The sequence below is a fragment of the Pseudomonas sp. Pme6b genome (assembly GCF_058129925.1).
The window spans coordinates 682,833-708,499 of the sequence record NZ_CM176704.1 but is presented as its reverse complement, the minus strand read 5'-3'; the positions used below and the strand labels follow the sequence as shown (position 1 = coordinate 708,499).

Below are 25,667 nucleotides of genomic sequence, written 5' to 3'. Positions count from 1 at the left end.
AAGAGATGCAGGCTCGCTCATGGGCGAGCCCATCACCGGGTCAACGTCTGCTGGGCAGAACTGACACGAGGTCTATATCACTTCTGTTTTTCGAGTTGCTTGTATTTGCCGGCGGCGTCCCACTGGTAAACAACGTAGTCGGAAACTTTCAGGTCGCCCTTGGCATCCCAGGCTTTTTCACCCATGACGGTCTTGACCGGGTGCGCTTTAAGCCACTCTGCGGCTTTGTCGCCCTTGTTGGATTTGGCACCATTGAAACCGGCAGCCAGGGCCTGTATCGAAGCGTACGCGTAGAGGGTATAGCCTTCAGGCTCGTAACCGGACTTGCGGAATTGGTCCACGACTGCCTTGCTGTCCGGCAGTACGCGCGGGTCGGCACCGAAGGTCATGTACACGCCGTCTACGTATTGCGCACCACCGGCAGTGGTGACCAGTTCGTCAGTCACGATACCGTCATCAGACATGAACTTGACGTCCTTGAGGCCCTGCTCGCGCATCTGGCGAACCAGTGGACCGGCCTCCGGATGCAGGCCACCGAAATACACAACGTCGGCACCGGTCGAACGGATTTTCGTTACCAGCGCACTGAAATCCTTTTCGCCTCGGGTCAGCCCCTCCTCAAGTACCGGCTTCACGCCACGCGCTACCAGTTGTTTGGCAGTGGCATCAGCAAGCCCTTTGCCGTACGTGTCCTTGTCATTGATGACCGCGACTTTCTTGCCCTTGAGCACATCAACGATGTAATCACCGGCGACCACACCTTGCTGATCGTCACGGCCACACATGCGGAACATTTCCTTCAGGCCACGCTCGGTCACCGTCGGGTTGGTCGAACCCGGCGTGATGGCAATTACTCCCGCATCGCTGTAAACCTCTGAAGCAGGAATGGTCGATGACGAGCAGAAGTGGCCGACCACCCCGATCACCTTGTCGTTATCGACCAGACGGTTGGCCACCGCCACGGCCTGTTTCGGCTCACAGGCGTCATCGCCTGCGACCAGCACGATTTTTTCCCCGTTCACACCGCCCGCAGCGTTGATCGCGTCGGCCGCAGCCTGCGCACCTTTCATGTACTGCTGCCCAAATGATGCGTTCGCGCCGGTCATCGGACCCGCAACGCCGATTTTCACGTCCGCCTGTGCAAACGAAGACACGCCCAATGCAGTTGCCACTGCGATTGCCAGAAAACCTTTCCTGTAAAACGTATGCGACATGAGTGGTGCTCCTGAGGATATTTTTTTAATTAGCAGTGCGGTTACATGATTGCCCGGATACGCGTTTGCTTAGAGCAAGGCCCGTGCCATCACTTTTTTCTTATTGAAAATGTCATGCGTTTCCAGCCATTCAATAACACGACTGCTCAAGTCGCTGGCCGTACAACCGCTTGAGACGCCAAAGGTGCAACCCTACCCATAAAAAGGGCAACCCAAGCCAGGTCAAATAGCAACCCAGCCCAATACCTTTGGACAACCCACCTGTAACAACACGCGTCACCGAATTGCACACGCCCGGTGCGCGAACGCTACGAGACGCACCATTTGAGGCTAGCGGATTCAGCCGCAACTGCCGGAATCAACGCCTTAATCTGAAAAACACGTCACGTAACCGCAGTAATAACCTTCCCGCATGCGACCGACAAACGACCTTTAAGCGAGATATCATTCCGATTATTCATAGTGACCGTGTCTGCACCCTCGCGCCTGAACAGAGAAACCATCATGCTGAACAAACGTCATCTGCCCTCGATAGCCGCATTGCAATGCTTTGAGGCGGTGACCCGGCACCTGAGCTTCACCCGCGCGGCCGAAGAACTCAACCTGACCCAGAGCGCCGTCAGCAAACAGGTTGCGCAGCTTGAGGAGCTGGTTCAGCACCTGCTGTTTCAGCGCGTCCGCCGCCGTTTGCAGTTGACGCCAGCCGGGGCGCTGTATCTGGCCGAAGTGCGCAAGATCCTGACCCAGATAGAGATGTCCACTCACTTCCTGCGCTCTTACGGCGGAGAAACCGAGGTACTGCGGGTGTCCACGCCCTCGACGTTCGGTGCCCGGTGGCTGGTGCCACGCCTGAAGGGCTGGCGCTTGCGTCATCCGCATATTCACCTGGACCTGATCAACGAACAGGAGTCCGACGACCTGATCAAGGGACGTTGCGACGTGTCGTTCTACTTCGGTCAGGCCGCCATACCGGGCGCGGAAAGCGTGAAGCTGTTTGGCGAAGAACTGGTAGCGGTGTGTTCACCCGAGAGCCTGCCGGTTGAAACCCTCAGCGACCCGACTCAGTTGAGCGAACTGGTCCTGCTGCAGAATGCCTTCCGCCCCGAGGCCTGGCACGAATGGTTCGAAAGCCAGGGGTATCACACCGACCATAGCTATCACGGGCCGCGTTTTGAGACGTTCTATATGTGCATCCGCGCCGCACAGGTTGGCTGCGGCGTTGCGCTGCTGCCACGCTTTTTGGTCGAGGAGGAACTGGCCGAGGGCAAACTGGTGATTGCCTGGGATTACGCATTGCCCAGCACTAACAGTGCGTACTACCTGTCCTATCCGGAACACACTGCCGACGTGCCCAAAATCCGGGTTTTTCTGCAGTGGATGCTGGAACAGTTGGATCAACCGGCCCGTTAAGGGCGACAATGCCCACCCATCCGGCCGTGAGCTTTCCGTGGTGACAGACAGGAAGTCGCGGGTCCGACATTATCCGGCTGCTCTGGAGAGCCCGATTCAATGAGCGAGAGCGCCTTTTCAAATCGTATCGTGCAAAGCCTGCTCGACACCGATTTCTACAAGCTGACCATGATGCAGGCAGTGCTGCACAACTACCCCAACGTCGACGTTGAGTGGGAGTTTCGGTGCCGCAACGGGGAGGATCTTCGCCCCTATCTGGACGAGATCAGACACCAGATCGAGTTGCTGTGCGAGCTGTCCCTGAGCCCGGAACACCTGGCTTTTCTGGAGCGCATCACGTTCATAAAACCGGACTTTCTGAGGTTTCTGGGACTGTTCCGCTTTAACACCCGCTATGTGAAAACCAGCATCGAAAACGATGAGCTGTGCATTCGCCTGCACGGCCCCTGGTTGCACGTCATTCTGTTCGAAGTGCCACTGCTGGCGATCGTCAGTGAGGTGCGTAACCGGCACCGCTATCCTGACACCCTGCTCAGTCAGGCGCGGGATCGTCTGTATGACAAGTTCGAATGGCTGACCACTCATGCCACGGCCGATGAACTGGCCGAGCTGAAAGTGGCAGACTTCGGCACGCGCAGGCGTTTTTCCTATCGCGTGCAGGAAGAAATGCTTGGCGTCCTGAAAAATGACTTCCCAGGCCAGTTTGTCGGCACCAGCAACGTTCATCTGGCCCGTCAGCTTGACCTGAAACCACTGGGCACAATGGCTCATGAATGGATCATGGCCCACCAGCAACTGGGACCGCGCCTGATCGACAGCCAGATCGCCGCGCTTGATTGCTGGGTTCGCGAGTACCGCGGCCTGCTGGGTATCGCGCTGACAGACTGCATCACCACTGACGCATTCCTGAATGACTTCGATCTGTACTTCGCCAAACTGTTCGACGGTTTGCGCCATGATTCGGGCGACCCGGTGAAGTGGGCCGAAAAATGCATCTCGCATTACCAGAAGCTCGGTATCGACCCGATGAGCAAGACGCTGGTGTTTTCCGACGGGCTGAACCTGCCCAAGGCACTCGACATCTTCCGGGCGTTGCGCGGACGCATCAATGTCAGCTTCGGGATCGGCACCAACCTGACCGCCGACATACCCGGCATCGCGCCCATGAACATGGTGCTGAAAATGACCGCATGCGCCGGTCAGGCTGTGGCAAAGATTTCCGACGAGCCCGGCAAGACGCAGTGCAAGGACCCGAACTTTGTCGCCTACCTGCGACATGTGTTCAAGGTGCCGGATTTGCCGAGCCCTGAAAAACCAGCTTGAATTGTCCTATTTACGAGGAGTGAATCATGCACGCCGTACAGCGCCAGATTGCTGAACAGCTCAAGGTCCAGCCACCTTTCGCGGACCAGAACGCGCTACAGGCCGAAGTCGCCCGCCGCGTCAGTTTCATCAAGGAATGCCTGCAGAACGCACGGCTCAAGACCCTGGTGCTCGGCATCAGCGGCGGGGTCGACTCACTGACGGCCGGCTTGCTCGCTCAGCGTGCGGTGAAGGAATTGCGCGCGAGCACAGGCGATAACAGCTACCGCTTTATCGCCGTGCGTCTGCCCTATGTCGTGCAGGCCGATGAGCACGAAGCCCAGGCCTCGGTCGACTTCATCGAGCCGGACGAGCGCCATACCATCAACATCGGTAGCAGCGTCAAGGCGCTGGCTGCCGAGGTGAAGGCGTTTGACGGTCTTCCAGCCAGCTCGGTGGATTTCGTTCTCGGCAACACCAAGGCGCGCATGCGCATGGTCGCGCAGTACACCGTCGCCGGCGCTTATCAGGGGCTGGTGATCGGTACTGACCACGCTGCCGAAGCGGTCATGGGCTTCTTCACCAAGTTCGGCGACGGCGCATGCGATCTGGCACCGTTGAGCGGTCTGGTAAAAAACCAGGTACGCGCTATTGCCCGCCATTTCGGCGCACCGGAATCACTGGTCGAGAAAGTACCGACGGCGGATCTGGAAGACCTGTCCCCCGGCAAACCGGACGAAGCCTCGCACGGCGTGACCTACGCCGAGATCGACGCTTTCCTGCACGATGAACCGGTGCGTGAGGAAGCCTTCAAGATCATCTGCGAAACCTACGCCAAGACCCAGCACAAACGCGAATTGCCGTACGCGCCTTGAGTGGGTACGTGCGGAACGAGAGAGCAGCAACACCATCGTGCCCATGCTCCGCGTGGGTACGCCTTTCTGGACGCTCTGCGTCCGTTCCTGAATGTGCGGCGCGGCACAGTTCTGCGACGCGGAGCGTCAACCAAGGCATCCCCACGCTGCGGCGTGCGGAACGATAATCTCAACTATCGTGCGACGCTCCGCGTCCTCGTTCGGGGGCGTGTGGTTACTTCAGGGTCACAGCGCCTTTCATCATGCTGATGTGCCCGGGGAATGTGCAGAAGAACTGGTATTCCTGTGCCGGGTCCAGCTTCGATACATCAAAGGTCACCGAGTCTTTTTCACCAGCGCCGATGACTTTGGTGTGGGCGATGACGCGGCTGTCGTCGGGCTTCAGGTAATCCTTGTCGATGCCTACAGCCATGCCGTCGGTAACGATTGCCTGGGTGTCGGACTTCTTGCTCAGCACCCAGTTATGGCCCATGACATTCTTCGGCAGGCTGCCGGAGTGAGTCAGGTTGACGGTGAATTCCTTGCAGCTCTTGTCGATCTCAATGGCTTTGGTGTCGTACATCATTTGATCGGTCGAATCGACTGTGGCCGAACACTCGGCAGCCAGCAACTGGCTACTGGCCAACGACAACAGCGAAATCGCTACAAGCTTGCGAATCATTTGAATCTCCAGGGCAGGACTTGATTAACGTGATAACTGACGTAAGAAGAGAGTGCCCGATCAGGGCCGGGGTTCCAAGGACGTGCGTCAAATGGTCCCTCGGGCGCTCGCGACGGAGCGCCCCACTGAATAACGATTCACGGGAGCAGGTAATTAGGCGCTGACCGGCATTACCGTCACCCGGACATCGGGATCATGCGTGCCACCGCCCAGAATCACGCCGCGCAAAGGCGATACGTCGGAGAAATCACGCCCCCAGGCCAGGCTGATGTGCTCCAGCGCAGGTTGCACATTGTTGGTGGGATCGAAGTCAACCCAGCCAGAGGCCGGACAGAACACCGATACCCAGGCATGCGAGGCATCGGCACCGATCAAGCGGGGCTGGCCCGGTGGTGGCTGGGTCAGCAGATAGCCACTGACGTAGCGCGCCGCCAGGCCACGGGAGCGCAGACACGCCAGCATCAAGTGGGCGAAGTCCTGACACACACCCCGTCGCCGCTCCAGCACTTCCACCAGGGGCGTGGCGACCTGAGTCGCCTCGTCATCGAAGGTGAATTCGTCGAAAATCTTTTCCATCAGGGCCTGTACGCACAGCAACAACGGGCGGCCCGGCGGGAAACAGACCTGCGAAAATTCGACGAACGAACGCTTCAGGTGAACATAGGGGGATTCGAAGCGATAGCGGCAGGCCTCCAGAATATCAGCAGTCATCGGCTTGGCGCTGTAAGTCAGCGCACTGCGGGTCACTCCCCATTCCGGCGACAGATTGAAGTCCAGAAACGGCTTCTCCATGACCTCGATACGCAACCGCGCATTGACTTGCAACTCGTCGTGCGGACGCTCGAACGCCAGTCGGGTCAGCGGGTTGCCGAACACATCCAGCTCGTCACGGCGCGTGGTAGGCTCCGGGAAAATCTCGAGTGTCTGCTCGGTGCAACGCTGCCACGGGCTGCTGCGCGGCCAGAGATGCGCCAGTTGCTGAGCCAGCGAAACCGGGCTGTCGTACTTGTAATGCGTGTCATGAAAAATCTGGTAGAAGGCGCTCATCAGACAGATACCGTGCGTTGGCTGACGTCATCGACGTGAGCAAAATGGCGCAGCGCCAGGCGGTCGGAGGCCTGCTCACTGCTGTCACCAATGCTCTGCAGCAGATCGGCCAGCCCGTCGAGGACAGCGTCGATGCTGCTCTGACCGAACAGCGGGTTCTCCAGGCTGCCAAGGTCAAATGCGGCGAGACGCTGAGCCAGCACCGCCAGGCTGCTGTCACGCGGCGCATCAAACTCGTCGTTCAGGCGGCGCAGCGAGCGTTGCACCAGCTTGAGCTGAAACAGCACCGCATGCGGGTTCTGCTCATCAAGCAGCAACAGGTCCAGCACCGGAATCAGGTGCGGCACGGCCATGTACCGCGAACGATAAGTGATGCTGCTGTTGCCCAGCTCCAGCAACCACTCCAGCCCGGCTTTCTCCGAGACTGCCGAGCCACGCAAAAACGCCGCCAGACTGGTGCTGAGAAACTTCAGACGCTCGATACGTCGCCCGATCATCAAAAAGCTCCAGCCTTCGTCGCGGGTCATGTCGTCCAGCGCAAAACCGGAAAGCGCTGCCAGAGACATCACCAGCCGGTTGAGGAAATCCAGCAATTCGCCAAAATCCGGCTCGTCGGTTTCCAGGCTCGAGGCTTCGCGCTGCAATTCGACCAGCGCCTGCCAGTTTTCCCGTGAGAGCTTGCCGCGCACTTGCGAAGCGGCCCACTGCAGCGCTGCAAATTGGCGCGCAGGCTGAACGGCCACTCGTCGCCCAGCAGAGCAACCAGCAGGCGGTCCTTCAACTCTTCGCCCTCCTCGGCTTCGGGCAGCATGCCCAGGCTCTCGGCCAGCGCGACAGCCGCCTGCAACGCGAGGGGATCGTCGTCATCGACATAGCGCGTCAACATGATGCGCAGCAGGCGAGCACTGTCGTCGCAACGTTCGCAGTAACGCCCGAACCAGAACAGGTTCTCCACCACCCGCGACGGCAGGTAAGGGTCACGGCGAATCAGGTCATAGACACCCAGCGTGCGCTGCCCCTTCCAGGGCTCGCCAAGGTGCGAGCGTTCGCCCAGCACCCAGGTGTCCTTGCTCGCACCGCCGCGCTGCATCGACACCACGTCGGCATCGGCTTCGGCGGCCACTCGGGTCAGGCCGCCCGGTAGCACGCGATAGCCGTCGAGGCTGGCCACTGCGTAGACACGCATGCCGATGGCGCGCGGCTGCAAACCGGTACCATCGGCCTGCAGCACCGGTGCATGAGACAACTGCGCCAGCTCCTGGGCGACGTAGGCATAGGGGCGCGACTGCATGCGCAGGGCAAGCGCGTTGCGCTGCTCCTCATTCAAATCGCGACCGAACACCGGGGCGAAGTGCTGCGAAGGAAATGCAGGTTTGATCAACAGATCAGGCAGTTTCTCCAGCGCTTGCGCCAGCACGGGCGGTTCTCCGCACCACCAGGTTGCGACCGATGGCAGGATCAGATCTTCGCCAAACAGGTACTGACTGATTTTCGGCAAAAAGCCCAGCAGGCCAGGCGACTCCAGAACACCACTGCCCAATGCGTTGGCGACCAGCACATTGCCCTGACGCACCGCCTCCAGCAGCCCCGGCACACCAAGCGCGGAATCGGTACGTAATTCCAGAGGATCGCAGAAGTCGTCGTCCAGACGGCGCATGATCGCGTGAACCCGACGCAGACCGCTGAGGGTTTTCAGGTAAACAGTGGCATCGCGTACGGTCAGATCGCCGCCCTCGACCAGCGGATAACCCAACTGCCGCGCTAAATACAAATGCTCGAAGTAACTTTCGTTGAAACGCCCCGGCGTCAGCAGCACCACCAGAGGCGCCTCGCTGCTGGTCGGTGCCTGCCGGGCAAGCGTCTGTTGCAATGCGTCGAAGAAACCCGAGAGGTGCCGGACTTGCAGGTCACGATAGGTTTCCGGCAAGGCACGCGCGACGCTCTGGCGATTTTCCAGCGCATAACCGGCACCCGAAGGCGCCTGGGTGCGGTCGGCAGTCACCCACCAGCGCCCGTCCGGGGTGCGTGCCAGATCGACCGCGTACATATGCAGGAACGTGCCTTCTGGAGGTTTTACGCCCTGACACGGCCACAGAAAGTTGTTATGGCCAAATACCAGTTCAGCGGGCAGCAAGCCATTGGCAATCAGCGTCTGCGGGCCGTAAAGGTCCGCCAGCACCGCGTTGAGCAGTCGTGCACGCTGGGCAATCCCTGCCGCTACGTGCTGCCACTCATCCGCCGCAATGATGTGCGGCAACAGGTCCAGCTCCCATGGGCGATCCGCGCCTTTGGGGTCGGCATAAACGTTATAGGTGACACCGTTTTCCTGGATCTGCCGGGTCAGCAAGGCCTGGCGCTGGATCAGTTGCGCCGAGGTGCTGCGTTGCATGTGTTCGTACAGACGACGCCAGTGCGGGCGGACGGCACCGTCGGCATCGAGCATTTCGTGGTAAGTACCCTCGGACAGCGGGTAATGGTCAAGCAGGTCGGGCATGGAAGGCTCGGCAGGCAACGTAAGGACTTCAGATTAGTGCAGTCAGATGTCACGTCCGTGTGCATCTGACGCACAGAGCCACTGTTTTTCTAATGCAGACGCATATCCAGCGTCATCGGCAGCTCGTCGTTAATGTTGAGCGACGGAACGTCCAGTTTGCCCGGGGTGTGACCGATGCGGAAGAAACGTGACAGGCGACGGCTTTCCGCTTCGTTGGCGTTGACCGGCAAGGTTTCATAGTTGCGGCCGCCCGGGTGGGCGACATGATACGCGCAGCCGCCCAGCGAGCGGTGCATCCAGGTGTCGACCAGATCAAAAACCAGTGGCGCATGGACGCCGATGGTCGGTTGCAGGCAGTTGGCCGGCTGCCAGGCGCGATAACGCACACCCGCGACGAACTCGCCAGCCCGTCCGGTGGGCTGCAAAGGCACCGCGACACCGTTGCAGGTCAATACGTAGCGCTGCGGTGGTAGCCCGCTGAGATGCACCTGCAAGCGCTCCAGCGACGAATCGACGTAGCGCACCGCGCCACCGGCCGAGCCCTCTTCACCCAGAACGTGCCAAGGCTCCAGCGCCTGCCGCAGCTCCAGCTCGAGGCCGTTGACGGCGTAATCACCCACTTTCGGAAAGCGGAATTCCAAATGCGCAGAGAACCAGTCGGCCTGCACCGGGTAGCCTGCCGCGTTGAGGTCGGCGACCACATCGGCGAAATCCTGCTCGATGAAGTGCGGCAACATGAAGCGATCATGCAGTTGCGTGCCCCAGCGTGCCAGCTTGGCCGGCGCATAGGGTTCACGCCAGAAACGCGCCACCAGCGCCCGTAGCAGCAACTGCTGCGCCAGGCTCATGCGCGCATGCGGCGGCATCTCGAAGGCACGCAGCTCCAGCAGGCCAAGACGCCCGGTTGCACCATCGGGCGAGTACAGCTTGTCGATGCAGAATTCGGCGCGATGGGTGTTGCCGGTGACGTCGATCAACAGGTTGCGCAGCAGACGATCGACGATCCACGGCGCGACTTCTTCACCCGGCTCCGGCATCTGTGCGAAGGCGATTTCCATTTCATAAAGCGAGTCGTTGCGCGCCTCATCGATACGTGGTGCCTGGGACGTCGGGCCGATGAACAGACCGGAAAACAGGTACGACAGCGAAGGATGGTTGTGCCAATAGCTGATCAGGCTGCGCAGCAGGTCTGGGCGACGCAGAAACGGCGAGTCCGCCGGTGTCGCGCCACCCAGCACGAAGTGGTTGCCGCCGCCAGTGCCGGTGTGACGCCCGTCGATCATGAATTTCTCTGTGGTCAGGCGTGTGAGACGCGCCTGCTCGTAAAGAAACTCGGTGCGCTCGACCAACTCGTCCCAACTGGCGGACGGCTGCACGTTGACCTCGATCACACCAGGGTCCGGGGTAATGCGGAAGTTGCACAGCCGCGGATCGCTCGGCGGCTCGTAGCCTTCCAGCAGAATCGGGCATTGCAGTTCTTCAGCAGTCGCTTCGATCACGGCCACCAGCTCAAGGTACTCCTCAAGCTTTTGCAGTGGCGGCATAAACAGATACAGACGCCCGTCGCGCGCTTCGGCGCACAGCGCCGTACGGGTCAGCCAGTCGGCCGACTCATCGATTTTCGGCGAGCGTTCGGCGTCGATATCTGTGGACTTGAGCGCCGAGGTCAGCGAGTCGCTGTCGGCAAGCTCCGGGAAGTCCTGGTTATGATCGGTCGGATGAATGAACGGGTACTCCGCCGCCTTGACCCAGGGTTGCGAGGCCAATGGCAGGCGATAGCCCAGCGCGGAATCACCCGGCACCAGACGGCAGTGTTCGTCACGCAAGTACCAGCGGCCACTCTGCCAGCTATCGCCGCCTGCATTACGGGCCAACGGCAGGACCTGACCAATCATCTTGTCCAGCCCCTGAGCGAAGACCTTGCGCAGACGCGCGCGCTCCAGCTCATCACCCAGCCGCGAGTCTTCGGCAGTCACGTTGACTGGCAATGCGCCTTCGCGCCACAGGTAGTAGAAATTGTCTTCGTAAGCCGGAAAAACGAAACGGGCCGGTAGTTTCAGACGCTCGGCAACGCTGGCCAGAAAGCGCCCGGCCAGCTCGCCGGTAGCGCCGTAATCCTGGGTTTCATCGGCTATCAGCGCATTGTTGCGCCAGACCGGTTTGCCATCCTTGCGCCAGAAACAGTTCAGTGACCAGCGTGGCAACTGTTCGCCCGGATACCATTTGCCCTGGCCAAAATGCACGATCCCCAGTGGCGCGTAATGCGCGCGCATGCGCTGAAACAGCTCGGCAGACAGCTCGCGCTTGCGAGGCCCCAGCGCAGCCGTGTTCCATTCGGCACCGTCGCGATCATCGAGGGACACGAACGTCGGTTCGCCGCCCATGGTCAGGCGCACGTCGTCACGCGTCAGGTCCGCGTCGATCTGTCGGCCGAGGGACTGAATGTCCTGCCATTGCTCTTCGGTGTACGGCTTGGTGACCCGCGGGGCCTCCCAGATGCGCTCGACCGACATTTCGTGGCTGAAATCGGTTTCGCACGGCTCGACCAGACCGCTGATCGGCGCTGCGGAAGACGGTTCCGGGCTGCACGCCAGCGGAATATGCCCTTCGCCTGCAAAGAGGCCGGAAGTAGCATCCAGACCGACCCAGCCAGCACCCGGCAGATAGACCTCGCACCAGGCATGCAGGTCGGTGAAGTCGACATCAGTGCCCGACGGCCCGTCCAGCGCCTCGACATCGGCCTTGAGCTGGATGAGATAGCCCGATACAAATCGCGCCGCCATACCCAGATGGCGCAACAGCTGCACCAGCAGCCACGCGGAGTCACGGCAAGAACCTGAAGCGTTTTCCAGGGTGAATTCCGGGGTCTGCACACCCGGTTCCATACGGATCAGGTAAGCGACATCCTGACTCAGGCGCTGGTTGAGACCCACCAGAAAGTCGATGGCGGGTATCGGCTCGCGACTGATGCTGTCCAGATACGCCTGAAATCTTGGGGTCAGCGGCAGTTTTTCCAGGTACGGCGCCAGCTCGCGCTGTTCTTCGCTGGCATAGGTGAAGGGGATGTTTTCGGCGTAAGGCTCCAGAAAGAAGTCGAACGGATTGAACACCGCCATCTCGGCGACCAGATCGACCTCGACGCGAAATTCCCTGGTCTTTTCCGGGAAGACCAGACGCGCCAGGTAATTACCTTGAGGGTCCTGCTGCCAGTTGATGAAGTGGTTTTCAGGCAGGACTTTCAGCGAATACGACAGTACGCGCGTGCGGCTGTGAGCGGCCGGGCGCAGGCGAACGATCTGAGGACCCAGTTCGACCGCGCGTTCGTAGCGATAGTGCGTGACATGGTGCAAGGCAATATGAATCGACACGGCGTGCCTCCTGCGAGCCTGAACGGTAATTGAGCCGCGCAAGACTTATGCCATCCGGTCAAAGTCGTGCGCCAACGAGAGTGACATTCCCCGCCCGATCAGGCGCAGCACCATAATTGTGCTCGCCTGAACTGAAGGTGCAAGGGTCGCACGGAAACGGGGCGCACAGGGCAATAAGGTTGGACCCGCACGCAATATTTACTTAGTGCCACAGCCAGATTGATGCCTGATTACATCGTCCTCCAATGATTAACCATTATCGGAGCACTTGTAATGACACAGCTAAATCCCGCGCAACAACCGCTTTCAGAACCGACCGAAGCTGTCGACGCTCACATCGACCTCATGGATCCGGCCGAACGTGCTGACTACGAGACGACACGAAAAGCATTGCTTGCGGTAATGCAGAGCAGCAATGCCCCTATCAGCCTTGAAGACATTCGGATCAAGCCAGATCCAGCGTCCGGATTCGGCGAATACTGCGCTGAGAAAGCGGCTCTGCCTGCACCGCTTCAAGCCGAAAAGCAGGAGTTGCCGTTTCAGATAGACAGCGATGGCCGCGTCAGCCTGGCATTGATGCTGAGCTACAACTACGGGTTGTCGCTTCCACCATCGCCTGACACAACGGCAATCAAAAACCTGCTCAATACGCTGGCAGAACTTCGCGCCAGTCAGGAATTGGGGCTTATTGATCAGTTCGACATCAAGGCCATGCTGACACCGAAAAATCTGCAGGACCTGAAACGAGCCCGCACCGAGTACTTGGGCAACGAAGGTGGCACGCTGCTAAGCAAGCTGGGTGCTGAAATCATTGCCTCCTGTCCACTGGCACATGTTCAGGACTCCCCAGTGGCGGTTATGGCCCGGGTTCTCAGATCCGGACCGGCAAGGGCATTGGGACAAACGCTGCTGGCACAACTTGATCGGCCTGAGGGAGAAACGTCCGCGTCCCTGATGACACTCATGGACCGGATTTTATGGCATGCCATCAGCAGCGATCTTCAGCAACCTGAGGATCGAAAGCCTGGAGAAATTGCCGACTACACATTCTCCAGAACAGAAAACCTGGGGCGTAGCCACGCTGACATCCTGAACGATATGCACAGCCACCTGATCAACACGGGCAAGGCGGCGTCGATCAACGAAGCAATACTCGCACGCTTCATACTGGCACTGGAGAACTGCCCTGAATGGCTGGTCAACGGTGTTCCCGACGATCTGCCATATGGTTGTACTGAAGTGTGGGTCAATTTTCAGCATGGGGTCACCCTTGCGGAAGCCATCGAGTTTGGTTCTTCACGCTGGATGAGCTTTGACGACCTGATCGAACTGCCAGTGATCTTCAACAAAAAGATGGACACCGATGAACAGCAGGCAGCCTATCTCACAACCCGCCTGCCCATCCTTCTGGCATGGGCGCAGGCCAACGGTTATATCCGTATTCAGGGCAACCTGCCTTATTCCGAACAAGAGATAGCACAGGCAGTCAGCGCGTTCGAAGAATCCGAAACCGAATCACTTGAAGCTGTGAATGCACTGGTTCGCACAGCGCCAGAACGCAAGGCGATGGCCATCGTCGCCATGACAGAAGCGCGAAGGACGCCTGCAATTCAACAGATACTTGAGCAGGAAGATTATCCATTCCCGCCCATTGATCTACGCCCCAGGCTGGCGGTGCTACGGAAAAGCCATACGCCTGTCTATCGCGATCATAAAGGCACCCTCTCAGCATCCAATCTGCCCTATAACGCTTACGGCATAAAACACGATTCGTCGTCGTTGCTGGAGGTCTACATGGCCGGTGAAAACATTGATGACTGGAGACTGCCGGGGCGCGACAGCACGGAAGGCCTACTTCCCATAAACCGTGAAATGCAGTTGCTGTACAAGGCGCTGCCAGACATCAATCAACAATTCGAGCATGAGTTTCAGGCTTATCTGGCTGATGCCCGCAAGGCTTACGCGACAATCATTAAAAAGTTGCTGACTCAACTGCCTTTCAAGCATCGCCTGGCCATCGAAAATGGTGCCGTATCACTCTACTCGCTCAGACTACCGACCCAAGACCTGATGGCTGTTGCAGAAAGCGAGAAGCATCGAGAACCACTGCGAGGCCGCGCCGGTTTTATCATTCAGGCTGTCTACGAAGGCAAAACAAGGTTCTACGAAGTTTTCCCGCTGTTGATGATGGTGCGTTATCGCCCTGATCTGAAGGCGCTTATCGAGAATGGTGTACCCGGGATCGAGTTCTGGACGATTACATCCACAATCCCGACGCCGGTGGTTGTCAATAAGGGAAGAACATTGCCGTTTGATCAAAACGCCTACCTGCGCGGCGATGAACCGCGTGATGGCGCGACCGCCACCATGATTGCAGAAATTGTTGGCGAACCATTCGGCCCATCGAACACTGAGACAGCCCTGCATATGCCCATAACCACGTTTTCAAAACGCTGTACCGGCATTGCCAGTATTGTCTGCAGCCAGTTGTTCTACGTTAATGAGGATGACCTTTATGCACAATGCAAAGGCATTACCAAAATAGAAAAGGACAAAAGCGCGCCCGGGGCTATCGAAGAGATAACCAATATCCTGATATCTCTGACGCCCTGGCCCGAATTCAAAAGCCTCCTGTCCGGAGAGAAAAACCGCATGAGGGCAGGAGCACTAGGGCTGACGGTCTACATGATTCCGTACGGTGGCTTCGCCGGAAAGCTGCTTGCAGGTACTGCAAAGGTCGCCACGCGTTTAGGCAGAAATCTGATAGCCCGAGGTGGCAAAGTTCATGTTTCGAAATTGCTCATGAAGACGCGCATTACACTCAGAGGTACCACCTCGATCAATATCAGGCCAGCCCCTGACGTGACGGGAAAAGTATTGACTGGCGTCTCGCAATTCGTCGTGAAGCACGTCACCTGGAAATTTTTGGCGATAAACGTAGGTAAGGGTTACAGTCGCAGACTTCTCGCCAGTATGGGCACGCAGGAGCCTCAAGCTGAAGAGCAAAAGGCTACCTGACCTGAAGAACAGCCGGGCCGCAGGTACAAGCGTACCTGCGGCCCATAGCTATCAGCGAGGCACTACAGGCTTGCGGGCTGGCTTGCCGCCTTTGCCCTTGCCACCCTTGGCTGCATCCATGCGCTCCTTGGCGGCCTGCTTGTTGCGCGCCATTGCGGCGGCCTTGGCCTCTTCGCGTTTGTCCCACGGCTTGCTGCCATCGCTGCCACGCGGTGGCAGGCCAGTATGCTGGGTCTGGATCAGCGTAGTCTTCGCGTTCTTGGCAACCTTGTGGCTGCCAGCTGGCGTCGAGTTCTTGCGGCGCGCACTTTGATAGCTGTCGGTCGCCGGCTGATGCAACGGGATCAGTTGATCCTTGCCCGGCCCGATCAGATCGGCACGGCCCATGCGTTCAAGGGCCTCGCGCAACATCGGCCAGCCTTTCGGGTCGTGATAGCGCAGGAAGGCCTTGTGCAGACGACGCTGCGCTTCACTCTTCACAATCGTGACTGCGTCGCTCTTGTAGGTGACCTTGCGCAACGGGTTCTTGCCGGAGTGGTACATGGCCGTGGCGGTTGCCATAGGCGACGGGTAAAACGCCTGCACCTGATCCGCGCGGAAGCCGTTGCCCTTGAGCCACAGCGCCAGGTTCATCATGTCTTCATCGGTGGTGCCGGGGTGGGCGGCGATGAAGTAAGGAATCAGGTACTGCTCCTTGCCGGCTTCCTTGGTGTACTTCTCGAACATGCGCTTGAACTTGTCATAGCTGCCAATGCCCGGCTTCATCATCTGGTTGAGCGGACCTTCCTCGGTGTGTTCCGGGGCGATCTTCAGGTAACCACCCACGTGGTGCGTTACCAGCTCTTTGACATACTCCGGCGACTCGACCGCAAGGTCGTAGCGCAGGCCAGAGGCGATCAAGATTTTCTTCACGCCCGGCAGGGCGCGGGCGCTGCGATACAGCTGAATCAGCGATGAGTGATCGGTGTTCAGGTTCGGGCAGATGCCGGGGAATACGCAGGACGGCTTACGGCAAGCCGATTCGATCTCCGGGCTTTTGCAGGCGATGCGGTACATGTTCGCGGTCGGCCCGCCCAAGTCGGAAATCACGCCCGTAAAGCCCGGCACCTTGTCGCGAATCTCTTCGATTTCGCGAATGATCGACTCTTCGGAGCGGTTCTGAATGATCCGGCCTTCATGCTCGGTGATCGAGCAGAAGGTGCAGCCGCCGAAGCAGCCACGCATGATGTTCACGGAGAAACGAATCATGTCGTAGGCAGGGATCTTTTCCTTGCCGTACGCAGGATGCGGGACGCGCGCGTAAGGCATGCCAAACACGTAGTCCATTTCTTCAGTGGTCATCGGAATGGGCGGCGGGTTGAACCAGACGTCGACCTCTCCATGCTTCTGCACCAGCGCACGGGCGTTGCCCGGGTTGGTTTCAAGGTGCAAGACGCGGTTGGCATGGGCATACAGCACAGCGTCATTACGGACCTTTTCCACCGATGGCAGGCGGATGACCGTCTTGTCCCGGGTCATGCGCGGGCTGGCAAGAATCTGCACCACCTTGGCTTCGTTAGGGTCCTCGACGTTGCCTTTTTCCTGCTCGATGGCGCAGGCCTGCGTGTCCTGGGTGTTGACGTACGGGTTGATGATCTTGTCGACCTTGCCCGGACGGTCAATACGCGTCGAATCGACTTCGTACCAGCCCTGCGGCGTGTCGCGACGAATGAACGCGGTGCCGCGCACATCGGTGATGTCTTCGATCTTGTGGCCGTAGGACAGGCGCTGAGCGACTTCGACAATCGCACGCTCGGCGTTGCCGTACAGCAGGATGTCGGCGCAGGCATCGATCAGGATCGAGTTGCGAACCTTGTCCTGCCAATAGTCATAGTGGGCAATACGACGCAGGGAAGCTTCGATGCCGCCCAGCACGATAGGCACATGCTTGTAAGCTTCCTTGCAGCGCTGGCTGTAGACCAGACTTGCGCGATCCGGACGCTTGCCGGCCATGCCGCCAGGGGTATAAGCGTCATCGGAGCGAATTTTCTTGTCCGCGGTATAGCGGTTGATCATCGAGTCCATGTTGCCTGCAGCGACACCGAAGAACAGGTTCGGCTCGCCGAGCTTCATGAAATCGTCTTTGGACTGCCAGTTTGGCTGCGCAATGATCCCGACCCGAAAGCCCTGGGACTCAAGCAGACGGCCGATGATCGCCATGCCGAAAGACGGGTGATCGACGTACGCATCACCGGTAACGATGATGATGTCGCAGGAATCCCAGCCAAGCAGATCCATCTCTTCCCGGCTCATGGGCAGGAAAGGTGCTGGTCCGAAACATTCGGCCCAGTACTTGGGATAGTCAAATAACGGCTTGGCTGCTTGCATGTTCAGGACCTACGTTTGCACGTTGGAAAAATCGCGGGCGCGGAATATAGCACATTTTTTGATCAAACCCGACGACAGTGGTCGGATTTGATGGGCCTTACCCCGGGTCAATCGTCGTCGAAGTTGTAACTGCCCGGTGCCAGGTTCTCGAAACGCGTGTATTTGCCGATGAATGCGAGGCGCGTGGTGCCGATCGGCCCGTTACGCTGCTTGCCGATGATGATCTCGGCAATGCCTTTATGCTCGGTTTCCGGGTGATACACCTCGTCCCGGTAGACGAACATGATCACGTCGGCATCCTGCTCGATCGCTCCGGATTCCCGAAGGTCGGAGTTGATCGGACGCTTGTTCGGCCGCTGCTCCAGGGAGCGGTTGAGCTGCGACAGGGCAATGACCGGGCAGTTGAATTCCTTGGCCAGCGCTTTCAGCGAGCGCGAAATCTCGGAAATTTCGTTGGTCCGGTTGTCACCGCTCGAGCCGGGAATCTGCATCAACTGCAGGTAGTCGATCATGATCATGGCGATATCGCCGTGCTCACGTACGATCCGCCGGGTACGCGCACGCATTTCGGACGGGCTGATACCGGCAGTGTCATCGATGAACAGCTTGCGATCATTGAGCAGGTTGACCGCAGACGTCAGCCGCGGCCAGTCATCGTCGTCGAGCTGACCCGCGCGCACCTTGGTCTGGTCGATGCGCCCAAGCGACGACAACATACGCATGATCAGCGACTCACCTGGCATCTCCAGCGAGTAGACCAGAACCACCTTGTCACTGCGCAGCACCGCGTTCTCGACAAGGTTCATGGCAAACGTGGTTTTACCCATCGACGGACGTCCGGCAACGATAATCAGGTCGGCGGGCTGCATTCCGCTGGTCTTTTCGTCGAGGTCGGTATACCCGGTGGACAGGCCGGTGATGGCGTTATCACTGTTGAACAGGGTATCGATACGGTCGATGGCCTTGGTCAGCAGGTCGTTGACGCTGACCGGACCGCCCGTCTTGGGGCGCGCTTCGGCGATCTGGAAGATCTGCCGTTCAGCCTCGTCAAGAATTTCTTCGGCGGTACGGCCTTCCGGGTTGAACGCACTGTCGGCAATTTCGGTGCTGATGCCGATCAATTGCCGCAATGTGGCACGGGCCCGGACAATCTGCGCGTAGGCCTTGATGTTGGCGACAGAAGGCGTGTTTTTCGCCAGCTCACTGAGGTAGCCCAGGCCGCCTACTTGCGAGGTCTGTCCTTCCTTGTCCAGCTGTTCAGCCAGGGTGACCACGTCAATCGGGCTGTTCTGGTCGGCCAAACGGGCGATGGCGCGGAATATCAGGCGGTGGTCATGTCGATAGAAATCACCATCGGAAACTTGATCGAGCACCCGCTCCCAGGCGTTGTTATCCAGCATCAAACCACCGAGCACGGCCTGTTCGGCCTCGATGGAATGTGGCGGCACCTTCAGGGCAGCGGTTTGCAGATCGTATTGTTCGGGGGTGGAAATATCGTTCATGGCCACTTCAATTCGAGGTTTGCAGAATGGGGATGGCACAAAGACAAAGGGCACGACCTGTGAACAGGATCGTGCCCGATGTTAATCCTCTGGCAGCAATGCCGCCAGACGATTACGTATTGCTTAAGCAGCCACTACGACAACGCGTACGGTCGCTTCTACGTCGCTGTGCAGGTGCACGGCTACGTCGTATTCGCCAACGTTGCGGATAGTGCCGTTCGGCAGACGAACTTCGCTTTTTGCAACTTCAACGCCGGAGGCGGTCAGTGCATCAGCGATGTCGTGCGTACCGATCGAACCGAACAGCTTGCCTTCGTCACCAGCGGTGGCAGTGATAGTCACTTCCAGCTCAGCCAGTTGGGCAGCGCGAGTTTCGGCAGATGCTTTCTTGTCTGCAGCCAGTTTTTCCAGCTCTGCACGACGCTCTTCAAACGCAGCCACGTTGGCAGCGGTTGCAGCGGTTGCTTTGCCGTAAGGCAGCAGGTAGTTACGACCGTAGCCGGCCTTAACGTTTACTTTGTCGCCCAGGTTGCCCAGGTTGGCGACTTTTTCCAGAAGGATCAGTTGCATGTGGAAATCCTCTTAACTTTTAACCTTCACCGTTCGCAGGACCATTGCCGGAATCTTTCGAACTCCGGCGACCGCGAAAATCAATCAGGCTGTCGACAATGGCAATTACCACGAGCAACGGATAGATCAGTTGCATAAACACCAGCAGCGTTATGTACATCCCTACCAGCCAGAACCGGGAAAGCCGCTTTTCAGCAACCAGACCGTGGATCAGAGCCAGCCCCGCAAACACCAGCGGTACGCTGCAAAGCGGTGTAAGCATTGCTATCTGCGGACCGAAATTCGGCCCCACCAGCATGCACACCAACAGCGCCAACGCAGACACCAGCGGGAGTTTCACAGCGCGAAATTCACGCCCGAAACCACCAGGGTTGTACAACATCGCTTGCCAGTACCGCCCAAGAATCAGGCACAACACACTGACAATTTGCAGCACAGCCGCTATCAGGCCATTCAGGACGGGTGCAATCAGTGCCCCCAGACGCGCTCGCTCTTCTACGTTCAACTGCTCGTAGAGCCCGGCCAGCATTGTCGGCAGATGCTTTTGCAGCTCCTGCGACATTGCTTCCAGAGGTTCGCGAAAAACCGTGCCCAGAATTACTGCATACACCACACCCAACGCCACGCTGACCAGCAGCACGCGGACCCAGGACTCGCTGGCACGCAAAACCATTGCCAAACTCAGCGAACCGGCCAGCACCATGGCTGTACGAGGTTCGCCGAAATACCACCAGACCAAAGCCGGCAGCAGAGCCCAGGACAGGACATCAACGGCATCACTGAACCCGCGTCGCAGGAGCACAAGGCACCCTGCGGCAGCACTCAACCAGAACAACAGCGGCAATGCCGCACATCCAGCCACTACAAGAGTGGCCTGCATACGGCCGCGCATGATGAATTCAGCCAGGGCACGCATGCTTTCTATCCTTTGTTACGTTTTGTCGACTACCTGGTCTCAGCGGCCGTGGCTGTCGGTGTAGGCCAGCAGGGCCAGGAAGCGGGCACGCTTGATAGCGGTGGCCAGCTGACGCTGATAACGTGCTTTGGTACCAGTGATACGGCTTGGAACGATTTTGCCGGTCTCGGATACGTAGGCTTTCAGAGTGTTGAGATCTTTGTAATCGATCTCTTTGACGTCTTCAGCGGTGAAGCGGCAGAATTTACGACGACGGAAGAAACGTGCCATGTAATTGGCTCCTCAAAAGGTCCGTGGATTACTCGTCAGCGTTATCGCTAACGTCGCTGTTGTCGCCGTCATCGCCATCGGCGCTGTCGGAGTGCTCAGGACGGTCACGACGCTCACGGCGCTCACTGCGGTTCTCTTCAGCCTTGAGCATCTCGGACTGGCCAGTTACGGCTTCGTCGCGACGGATGACCAGGTTACGGATCACAGCATCGTTGTAACGGAAGTTGTCTTCCAGCTCGGCCAGAGCCTTGCCAGTGCACTCAACGTTCAGCATCACGTAGTGAGCCTTGTGAACATTGTTGATTGCGTAAGCCAGTTGACGACGGCCCCAATCTTCCAGACGGTGGATTTTGCCGCCGTCTTCTTCGATCAGCTTGGTGTAACGCTCTACCATGCCGCCGACTTGCTCGCTTTGATCCGGGTGGACCAAAAAGATAATTTCGTAATGACGCATGAATGCTCCTTACGGGTTGTAGCCTGCCGCTCAAAAGCGGTCAGACAAGGAGTGAATGACACTGTTGGTCTTGCTCAGGGACAGGCACATGCGCGCCTGCCGTGACAGCAAGGGGCGCAATTGTAGAGAAGGGTCGAGGGAGGCGCAAGGCAATTGGTGAATTAATGAGCAGATCGCATGGCGCGACCTGCTCACTCTGGCCAGGCGCCGAAATCAGGCCTTTTTGCCGGCAGCCTTGACGCTGCGCTGACGCAGCGCTTCAAACAGACACACGCCGGTCGCGACCGACACGTTCAGACTGCTGACACTGCCCGCCATCGGCAGACGCACCAGATAATCGCAGTGCTCGCGGGTCAGGCGACGCATGCCCTTGCCTTCCGCGCCCATGATGATGATGGTCGGGCCGGTCAGATCCTGTTGATACAACTCGACCTCGGCCTCGCCTGCCGTACCGACAACCCACAAGCCGCGCTGCTGAAGCTTTTCCAGCGCGCGCGCCAGATTGGTCACAGCCACCAGCGGAATGACTTCGGCCGCACCGCAGGCGACTTTTCGCACAGCTGGCGTCAAGGTCGCAGACTTGTCCTTGGGCACGATCACGGCCAGCGCACCTGCCGCATCGGCGGTACGCAGGCAGGCGCCGAGGTTGTGCGGATCGGTCACGCCATCAAGCACCAGCAGCAACGGCGAACCTTCGCTGCGGTCGAGTAGCTCGTCGAGCATTGCCTCGCCCCAGACCTGACTCGGGCTCACATCGGCAACCACACCCTGATGCACGCCTTCGACCCAGGCATCCATTTCGCGACGCTCCGCCTGACCAATGGTCACGCGATTCTCACCCGCCAGCGCCACCAGCGTCTGTACGCGAGGGTCGTTACGACCCTCGGCCAGCCAGATGTGCTTGACGCGTTTCGGGTGATGACGAAGTAACGCTTCTACGGCGTGAACGCCGTAGATTTTTTCCAGCTGACTCATGACTTGGCCTTGGGTTTACGAGCGCCACCGCTTTTCGCGGTTGGCGCGGAGCCCGATTTTGACGGACCTTTACGGTGTTTACTGGCCGGCTTGCTCGACGAAGGAGCAGAGCCCGACCTGTCAGACTTTCCCGACGACGCCTTGCTACCACCCTTCGCGTCTGCCAGAAGGGCTTTTTTCAGCTCGCGGCTTTTACGCACTTCTGCGTTTTTCGCCGCCGCATCGCTCGGGCGATACGCTTCGGTACTGCTCTCCTTGGCAGAAGCGCTACGGCGACCGGACTTGGCAGGCGCCTTTTCCTTTTCCGTCGTTGTAGTGGCGGCAGGCGGCGCAGTGTCATGACCACGACGCTTGCGACCAGCCGGCGTTGCAGCCGCTGCGGTTTCGGAAATCTCGAAGTCGATCTTGCGCTCATCCAGATCAACACGCATGACACGCACTTCGACGCTGTCGCCCAGACGGAAATTACGTCCGGTACGCTCGCCGGCAAGGCGGTGATGCAGGGGGTCGAAATGGTAGTAATCACCCGGCAGAGCCGTAACGTGAACCAGCCCTTCGACGTAGATGTCAGTCAGCTCGACGAACAGGCCAAAGCCGGTTACCGCCGTAATCACGCCCGGGAATGACTCGCCCACGCGATCTTTCATGTACTCGCACTTGAGCCAGTTGACCACGTCGCGCGTAGCCTCGTCGGCACGGCGCTCGCTCATCGAGCATTGTTCGCCCAACTGATCGAGCAGCGCGTCGTCGTACGGGTAGATACGCGCCTTCGGAATCGTTGCAGCACCGGCACGACGTACGTGTGGAGTATCCTGCTTGGAGCGGATAACGCTGCGAATCGCACGGTGCGTCAGCAGATCCGGATAACGACGGATCGGCGAGGTGAAGTGCGTATACGCTTCATAATTGAGACCGAAGTGGCCGTTGTTGTCCGAGCTGTAAACGGCCTGGCTCAACGAACGCAGCATGACGGTCTGAATCAGGTGGTAATCCGGGCGGTCACGAACGGTTTCAAGCAGCGCCTGATAATCCTTCGGTGTCGGACCTTCCTTGCCTTTGTGCAGCGTCAGACCCAGCTCACCCAGGAATGCACGCAGTTTTTCCAGACGCTCTGGCGGCGGACCATCATGGACGCGGTACAACGCGGGAATTTCGTGCTTCTTCAAGAACTGCGCGGTGGCCACGTTGGCGGCCAGCATGCACTCTTCGATCAGCTTGTGAGCATCGTTGCGAGTGGTCGGACGGATTTCGGCAATCTTGCGCTCGGAACCGAAGATGATCCGGGTTTCCTGAGTTTCGAAATCGATCGCACCGCGCACATGACGCGCACCCAGCAACACCTTGTACATGGCGTAAAGCTGCTTGAGGTGCGGAACCACGTCGCCGTATTCGCCACGAAGGCTTTTGGCTTCAGCTGTTTTCGGCTGTTCCAGGATCGTGCTGACCTTGTTGTAGGTCAGGCGAGCGTGGGAGTGGATGATACCTTCGTAGAATACGTAGTCAGTCATCTCGCCGGTCTTGGAGATGGTCATCTCGCAAACCATGGCCAGACGATCAACGTGCGGGTTCAGCGAGCACAGGCCGTTGGACAATTGCTCAGGCAGCATGGGCACGACGCGCTCGGGGAAGTACACCGAGTTGCCGCGAACCTGGGATTCAGCATCCAGCGCCGAGCCGATTTTCACGTAGCTCGATACGTCGGCAATGGCCACGTAGAGCTTCCAGCCACCGGAGAACAAGCGCAGTTTGCCCGGCTTGGCTTCGCAATAAACCGCGTCGTCGAAATCGCGAGCGTCTTCGCCGTCGATGGTCACAAAAGGCAGGTGGCGCAGGTCTACGCGATTTTCCTTGTCCTTCTCTTCGACTTCCGGCTTGAGCTTCGCTGCTTCCTTGAGTACAGCCTCAGGCCACACGTGCGGAATATCGTAAGTGCGTAGCGCAACATCGATTTCCATGCCCGGCGCCATGTAGTTGCCGACCACTTCGACCACATCACCCTGCGGCTGGAAGCGCGGCGTTGGCCAGTGGGTGATTTTCACCTCGACGAACTGGCCGATCTTCGCATTATTGTTGCGGCCCGGTGTTACCAGCACTTCCTGCTGGATTTTCGGGTTATCGGGTACAACAAAACCAATGCCACTCTCTTCGAAGTAGCGACCAACAATGGTTTCGTGAGCACGCGAGATCACTTCGACAATAACGCCTTCGCGACGACCGCGACGGTCAAGGCCGGAAACACGCGCCAGCGCCCGGTCACCGTCGAACACCAGACGCATCTGCGCCGGGCTCATGAACAGGTCATCGGAACCGTCGTCCGGCACCAGAAAGCCGAAACCGTCACGGTGCCCGGAGATGCGACCCAGAATAAGGTCAAGCTTGTCTACCGGTGCATACGTGCCACGACGGGTATAGATCAACTGGGCGTCACGCTCCATTGCCCGAAGGCGGCGGCGCAGAGCCTCGAATTGATCTTCGGTGGTCAGGCCGAATTCTTCGACCAGTTGCTCGCGACTGGCCGGCGAACCGCGCTCGGCAAGGTGCTGCAAGATCAGCTCACGGCTGGGAATAGGGTTTTCGTATTTTTCCGCTTCACGAGCGGCCTCGGGATCGAGGGACTGCCAATCGGCCATTAGATAGTTTTCACCTTGTATATATAGGGGTTAGTTTGGCATAGACCTCATGAAACGGGAAATTTCACGCTCAAACCACTCGACAAAAAGCCTCCCTGACCACGCTGCAAGACCCGAAACACACCGCTCGCGATTTTTTTCGACTTTTTTTCATCGCCGGGGTTTACAGCCTAAAAAGCGCTCCGTATAGTGCGCGCCATCGGCAGGTTGATGCCTTCCGATACTGCCCAGATGGTGAAATTGGTAGACACGCCAGCTTCAGGTGCTGGTGACCGCAAGGTCGTGGAAGTTCGAGTCTTCTTCTGGGCACCAATTCAGGCAGCAGACTACAACAGTCTCAAGCCTCACAAAAACCCGCGAAAGCGGGTTTTTGCATTTTCAGGTTTTGATTATTAAATCAAAACAGGGGTTTACAGAGCAAAATGATCGCCGTATAGTGCGCCCCATCAACGGCGGAGACGCTGCTGATGCTGCCCAGATGGTGAAATTGGTAGACACGCCAGCTTCAGGTGCTGGTGACCGCAAGGTCGTGGAAGTTCGAGTCTTCTTCTGGGCACCAATTCAAAAAAACCGAGCCAATGGCTCGGTTTTTTG

At 58.6% G+C, this 25,667-nt stretch carries 16 protein-coding genes, 2 tRNA genes and 1 pseudogene; 6 read left to right on the top strand and 13 right to left on the bottom strand.

Going from position 1 to position 25,667, the window contains the following annotated elements; translation table 11 throughout:
* Nucleotides 1–77: 77 nt before the first annotated feature.
* Nucleotides 78–1,214: a branched-chain amino acid ABC transporter substrate-binding protein gene (locus tag AC4ANE_RS03105; RefSeq protein WP_002551843.1), complete on the bottom strand. Its 1,137-nt coding sequence runs from the start codon at nucleotides 1,212–1,214 to the stop codon at nucleotides 78–80.
* A 504-nt stretch (nucleotides 1,215–1,718) separates the two neighbouring features.
* Between AC4ANE_RS03105 and AC4ANE_RS03100 the strand changes: the two genes are divergently transcribed.
* From AC4ANE_RS03100 to nadE, 3 genes are all read left to right on the top strand, one after another.
* The gene (locus AC4ANE_RS03100) at nucleotides 1,719–2,624 is read left to right on the top strand and encodes a LysR substrate-binding domain-containing protein (protein WP_031594767.1); all 906 of its coding nucleotides are present in this window, start codon (nucleotides 1,719–1,721) and stop codon (nucleotides 2,622–2,624) included.
* 99 nt (nucleotides 2,625–2,723) lie between these two features.
* Nucleotides 2,724–3,947, top strand: coding sequence for a nicotinate phosphoribosyltransferase (pncB, locus tag AC4ANE_RS03095; protein ID WP_002551841.1), 1,224 nt, complete (start codon nucleotides 2,724–2,726; stop codon nucleotides 3,945–3,947).
* A 26-nt stretch (nucleotides 3,948–3,973) separates the two neighbouring features.
* Complete coding sequence (nadE, locus tag AC4ANE_RS03090; protein WP_002551840.1) at nucleotides 3,974–4,801, top strand: NAD(+) synthase; 828 nt, start codon at nucleotides 3,974–3,976, stop codon at nucleotides 4,799–4,801.
* Nucleotides 4,802–5,015: 214 nt separating this feature from the next.
* On the opposite strand, the gene azu is transcribed toward nadE, so the two are convergent.
* The 4 genes and pseudogenes from azu to AC4ANE_RS03070 all read right to left on the bottom strand — a co-directional run bounded on the left by azu (nucleotide 5,016) and on the right by AC4ANE_RS03070 (nucleotide 12,371).
* Nucleotides 5,016–5,462 (bottom strand): azurin, encoded by a 447-nt coding sequence (azu, locus tag AC4ANE_RS03085; RefSeq protein ID WP_002551838.1) that lies wholly within the window; start codon nucleotides 5,460–5,462, stop codon nucleotides 5,016–5,018.
* A gap of 153 nt (nucleotides 5,463–5,615) precedes the next feature.
* Nucleotides 5,616–6,509: a transglutaminase family protein gene (locus tag AC4ANE_RS03080; protein ID WP_002551837.1), complete on the bottom strand. Its 894-nt coding sequence runs from the start codon at nucleotides 6,507–6,509 to the stop codon at nucleotides 5,616–5,618.
* Nucleotides 6,509–9,003, bottom strand: a pseudogene (locus AC4ANE_RS03075) (circularly permuted type 2 ATP-grasp protein). The gene AC4ANE_RS03080 and the pseudogene AC4ANE_RS03075 overlap by 1 nt, the downstream one beginning before the upstream one ends.
* Nucleotides 9,004–9,092: 89 nt before the next feature.
* Complete coding sequence (locus AC4ANE_RS03070) at nucleotides 9,093–12,371, bottom strand: transglutaminase family protein (RefSeq protein ID WP_002551835.1); 3,279 nt, start codon at nucleotides 12,369–12,371, stop codon at nucleotides 9,093–9,095.
* A gap of 273 nt (nucleotides 12,372–12,644) precedes the next feature.
* Between AC4ANE_RS03070 and AC4ANE_RS03065 the strand changes: the two genes are divergently transcribed.
* Entirely contained in the window at nucleotides 12,645–15,389 is a 2,745-nt protein-coding gene (locus tag AC4ANE_RS03065; protein ID WP_002551834.1) for a hypothetical protein, read from the top strand.
* Nucleotides 15,390–15,440: 51 nt separating this feature from the next.
* On the opposite strand, the gene AC4ANE_RS03060 is transcribed toward AC4ANE_RS03065, so the two are convergent.
* The 8 genes from AC4ANE_RS03060 to rnr all read right to left on the bottom strand — a co-directional run bounded on the left by AC4ANE_RS03060 (nucleotide 15,441) and on the right by rnr (nucleotide 25,073).
* Complete coding sequence (locus AC4ANE_RS03060) at nucleotides 15,441–17,756, bottom strand: YgiQ family radical SAM protein (RefSeq protein WP_002551833.1); 2,316 nt, start codon at nucleotides 17,754–17,756, stop codon at nucleotides 15,441–15,443.
* A gap of 107 nt (nucleotides 17,757–17,863) precedes the next feature.
* Nucleotides 17,864–19,258 carry a replicative DNA helicase gene (dnaB, locus tag AC4ANE_RS03055; protein ID WP_002551832.1) on the bottom strand — a complete coding sequence of 465 codons (1,395 nt, stop codon included), beginning with the start codon at nucleotides 19,256–19,258 and terminating at the stop codon, nucleotides 17,864–17,866.
* A gap of 123 nt (nucleotides 19,259–19,381) precedes the next feature.
* Nucleotides 19,382–19,828: a 50S ribosomal protein L9 gene (gene rplI, locus AC4ANE_RS03050; protein ID WP_002551831.1), complete on the bottom strand. Its 447-nt coding sequence runs from the start codon at nucleotides 19,826–19,828 to the stop codon at nucleotides 19,382–19,384.
* Between the two features lie 19 nt (nucleotides 19,829–19,847).
* Complete coding sequence (locus AC4ANE_RS03045; protein ID WP_002551830.1) at nucleotides 19,848–20,744, bottom strand: YybS family protein; 897 nt, start codon at nucleotides 20,742–20,744, stop codon at nucleotides 19,848–19,850.
* A 39-nt stretch (nucleotides 20,745–20,783) separates the two neighbouring features.
* Nucleotides 20,784–21,014: a 30S ribosomal protein S18 gene (rpsR, locus tag AC4ANE_RS03040; RefSeq protein ID WP_002551829.1), complete on the bottom strand. Its 231-nt coding sequence runs from the start codon at nucleotides 21,012–21,014 to the stop codon at nucleotides 20,784–20,786.
* 28 nt (nucleotides 21,015–21,042) lie between these two features.
* On the bottom strand, nucleotides 21,043–21,468 hold the full coding sequence (gene rpsF, locus AC4ANE_RS03035) for a 30S ribosomal protein S6 (protein WP_002551828.1): 426 nt from the start codon (nucleotides 21,466–21,468) through the stop codon (nucleotides 21,043–21,045).
* A 213-nt stretch (nucleotides 21,469–21,681) separates the two neighbouring features.
* Nucleotides 21,682–22,443: a 23S rRNA (guanosine(2251)-2'-O)-methyltransferase RlmB gene (gene rlmB, locus AC4ANE_RS03030; RefSeq protein ID WP_002551827.1), complete on the bottom strand. Its 762-nt coding sequence runs from the start codon at nucleotides 22,441–22,443 to the stop codon at nucleotides 21,682–21,684.
* Nucleotides 22,440–25,073: a ribonuclease R gene (rnr, locus tag AC4ANE_RS03025; protein WP_002551826.1), complete on the bottom strand. Its 2,634-nt coding sequence runs from the start codon at nucleotides 25,071–25,073 to the stop codon at nucleotides 22,440–22,442. The genes rlmB and rnr overlap by 4 nt, the downstream gene beginning before the upstream one ends.
* 225 nt (nucleotides 25,074–25,298) lie before the next feature.
* On the opposite strand from rnr, the gene AC4ANE_RS03020 reads away from it, so the two are divergent.
* Nucleotides 25,299–25,385 (top strand) — tRNA-Leu (locus AC4ANE_RS03020).
* Between the two features lie 160 nt (nucleotides 25,386–25,545).
* Nucleotides 25,546–25,632, top strand: a tRNA-Leu gene (locus AC4ANE_RS03015).
* Nucleotides 25,633–25,667 lie beyond the last annotated feature (35 nt).

What these genes read in the sequence shown, in the direction of transcription:
- azu (WP_002551838.1), bottom strand. Translation starts at nt 5,462, where the DNA reads ATGATTCGCAAGCTTGTAGCGATTTCGCTGTTGTCGTTGGCCAGTAGC.
- AC4ANE_RS03100 (WP_031594767.1), top strand. Translation starts at nt 1,719, where the DNA reads ATGCTGAACAAACGTCATCTGCCCTCGATAGCCGCATTGCAATGCTTT.
- AC4ANE_RS03060 (WP_002551833.1), bottom strand. Translation starts at nt 17,756, where the DNA reads ATGCAAGCAGCCAAGCCGTTATTTGACTATCCCAAGTACTGGGCCGAA.
- dnaB (WP_002551832.1), bottom strand. Translation starts at nt 19,258, where the DNA reads ATGAACGATATTTCCACCCCCGAACAATACGATCTGCAAACCGCTGCC.
- rpsR (WP_002551829.1), bottom strand. Translation starts at nt 21,014, where the DNA reads ATGGCACGTTTCTTCCGTCGTCGTAAATTCTGCCGCTTCACCGCTGAA.
- AC4ANE_RS03045 (WP_002551830.1), bottom strand. Translation starts at nt 20,744, where the DNA reads ATGCGTGCCCTGGCTGAATTCATCATGCGCGGCCGTATGCAGGCCACT.
- AC4ANE_RS03080 (WP_002551837.1), bottom strand. Translation starts at nt 6,509, where the DNA reads ATGAGCGCCTTCTACCAGATTTTTCATGACACGCATTACAAGTACGAC.
- nadE (WP_002551840.1), top strand. Translation starts at nt 3,974, where the DNA reads ATGCACGCCGTACAGCGCCAGATTGCTGAACAGCTCAAGGTCCAGCCA.
- AC4ANE_RS03105 (WP_002551843.1), bottom strand. Translation starts at nt 1,214, where the DNA reads ATGTCGCATACGTTTTACAGGAAAGGTTTTCTGGCAATCGCAGTGGCA.
- pncB (WP_002551841.1), top strand. Translation starts at nt 2,724, where the DNA reads ATGAGCGAGAGCGCCTTTTCAAATCGTATCGTGCAAAGCCTGCTCGAC.
- rlmB (WP_002551827.1), bottom strand. Translation starts at nt 22,443, where the DNA reads ATGAGTCAGCTGGAAAAAATCTACGGCGTTCACGCCGTAGAAGCGTTA.
- rpsF (WP_002551828.1), bottom strand. Translation starts at nt 21,468, where the DNA reads ATGCGTCATTACGAAATTATCTTTTTGGTCCACCCGGATCAAAGCGAG.
- AC4ANE_RS03065 (WP_002551834.1), top strand. Translation starts at nt 12,645, where the DNA reads ATGACACAGCTAAATCCCGCGCAACAACCGCTTTCAGAACCGACCGAA.
- rplI (WP_002551831.1), bottom strand. Translation starts at nt 19,828, where the DNA reads ATGCAACTGATCCTTCTGGAAAAAGTCGCCAACCTGGGCAACCTGGGC.
- rnr (WP_002551826.1), bottom strand. Translation starts at nt 25,073, where the DNA reads ATGGCCGATTGGCAGTCCCTCGATCCCGAGGCCGCTCGTGAAGCGGAA.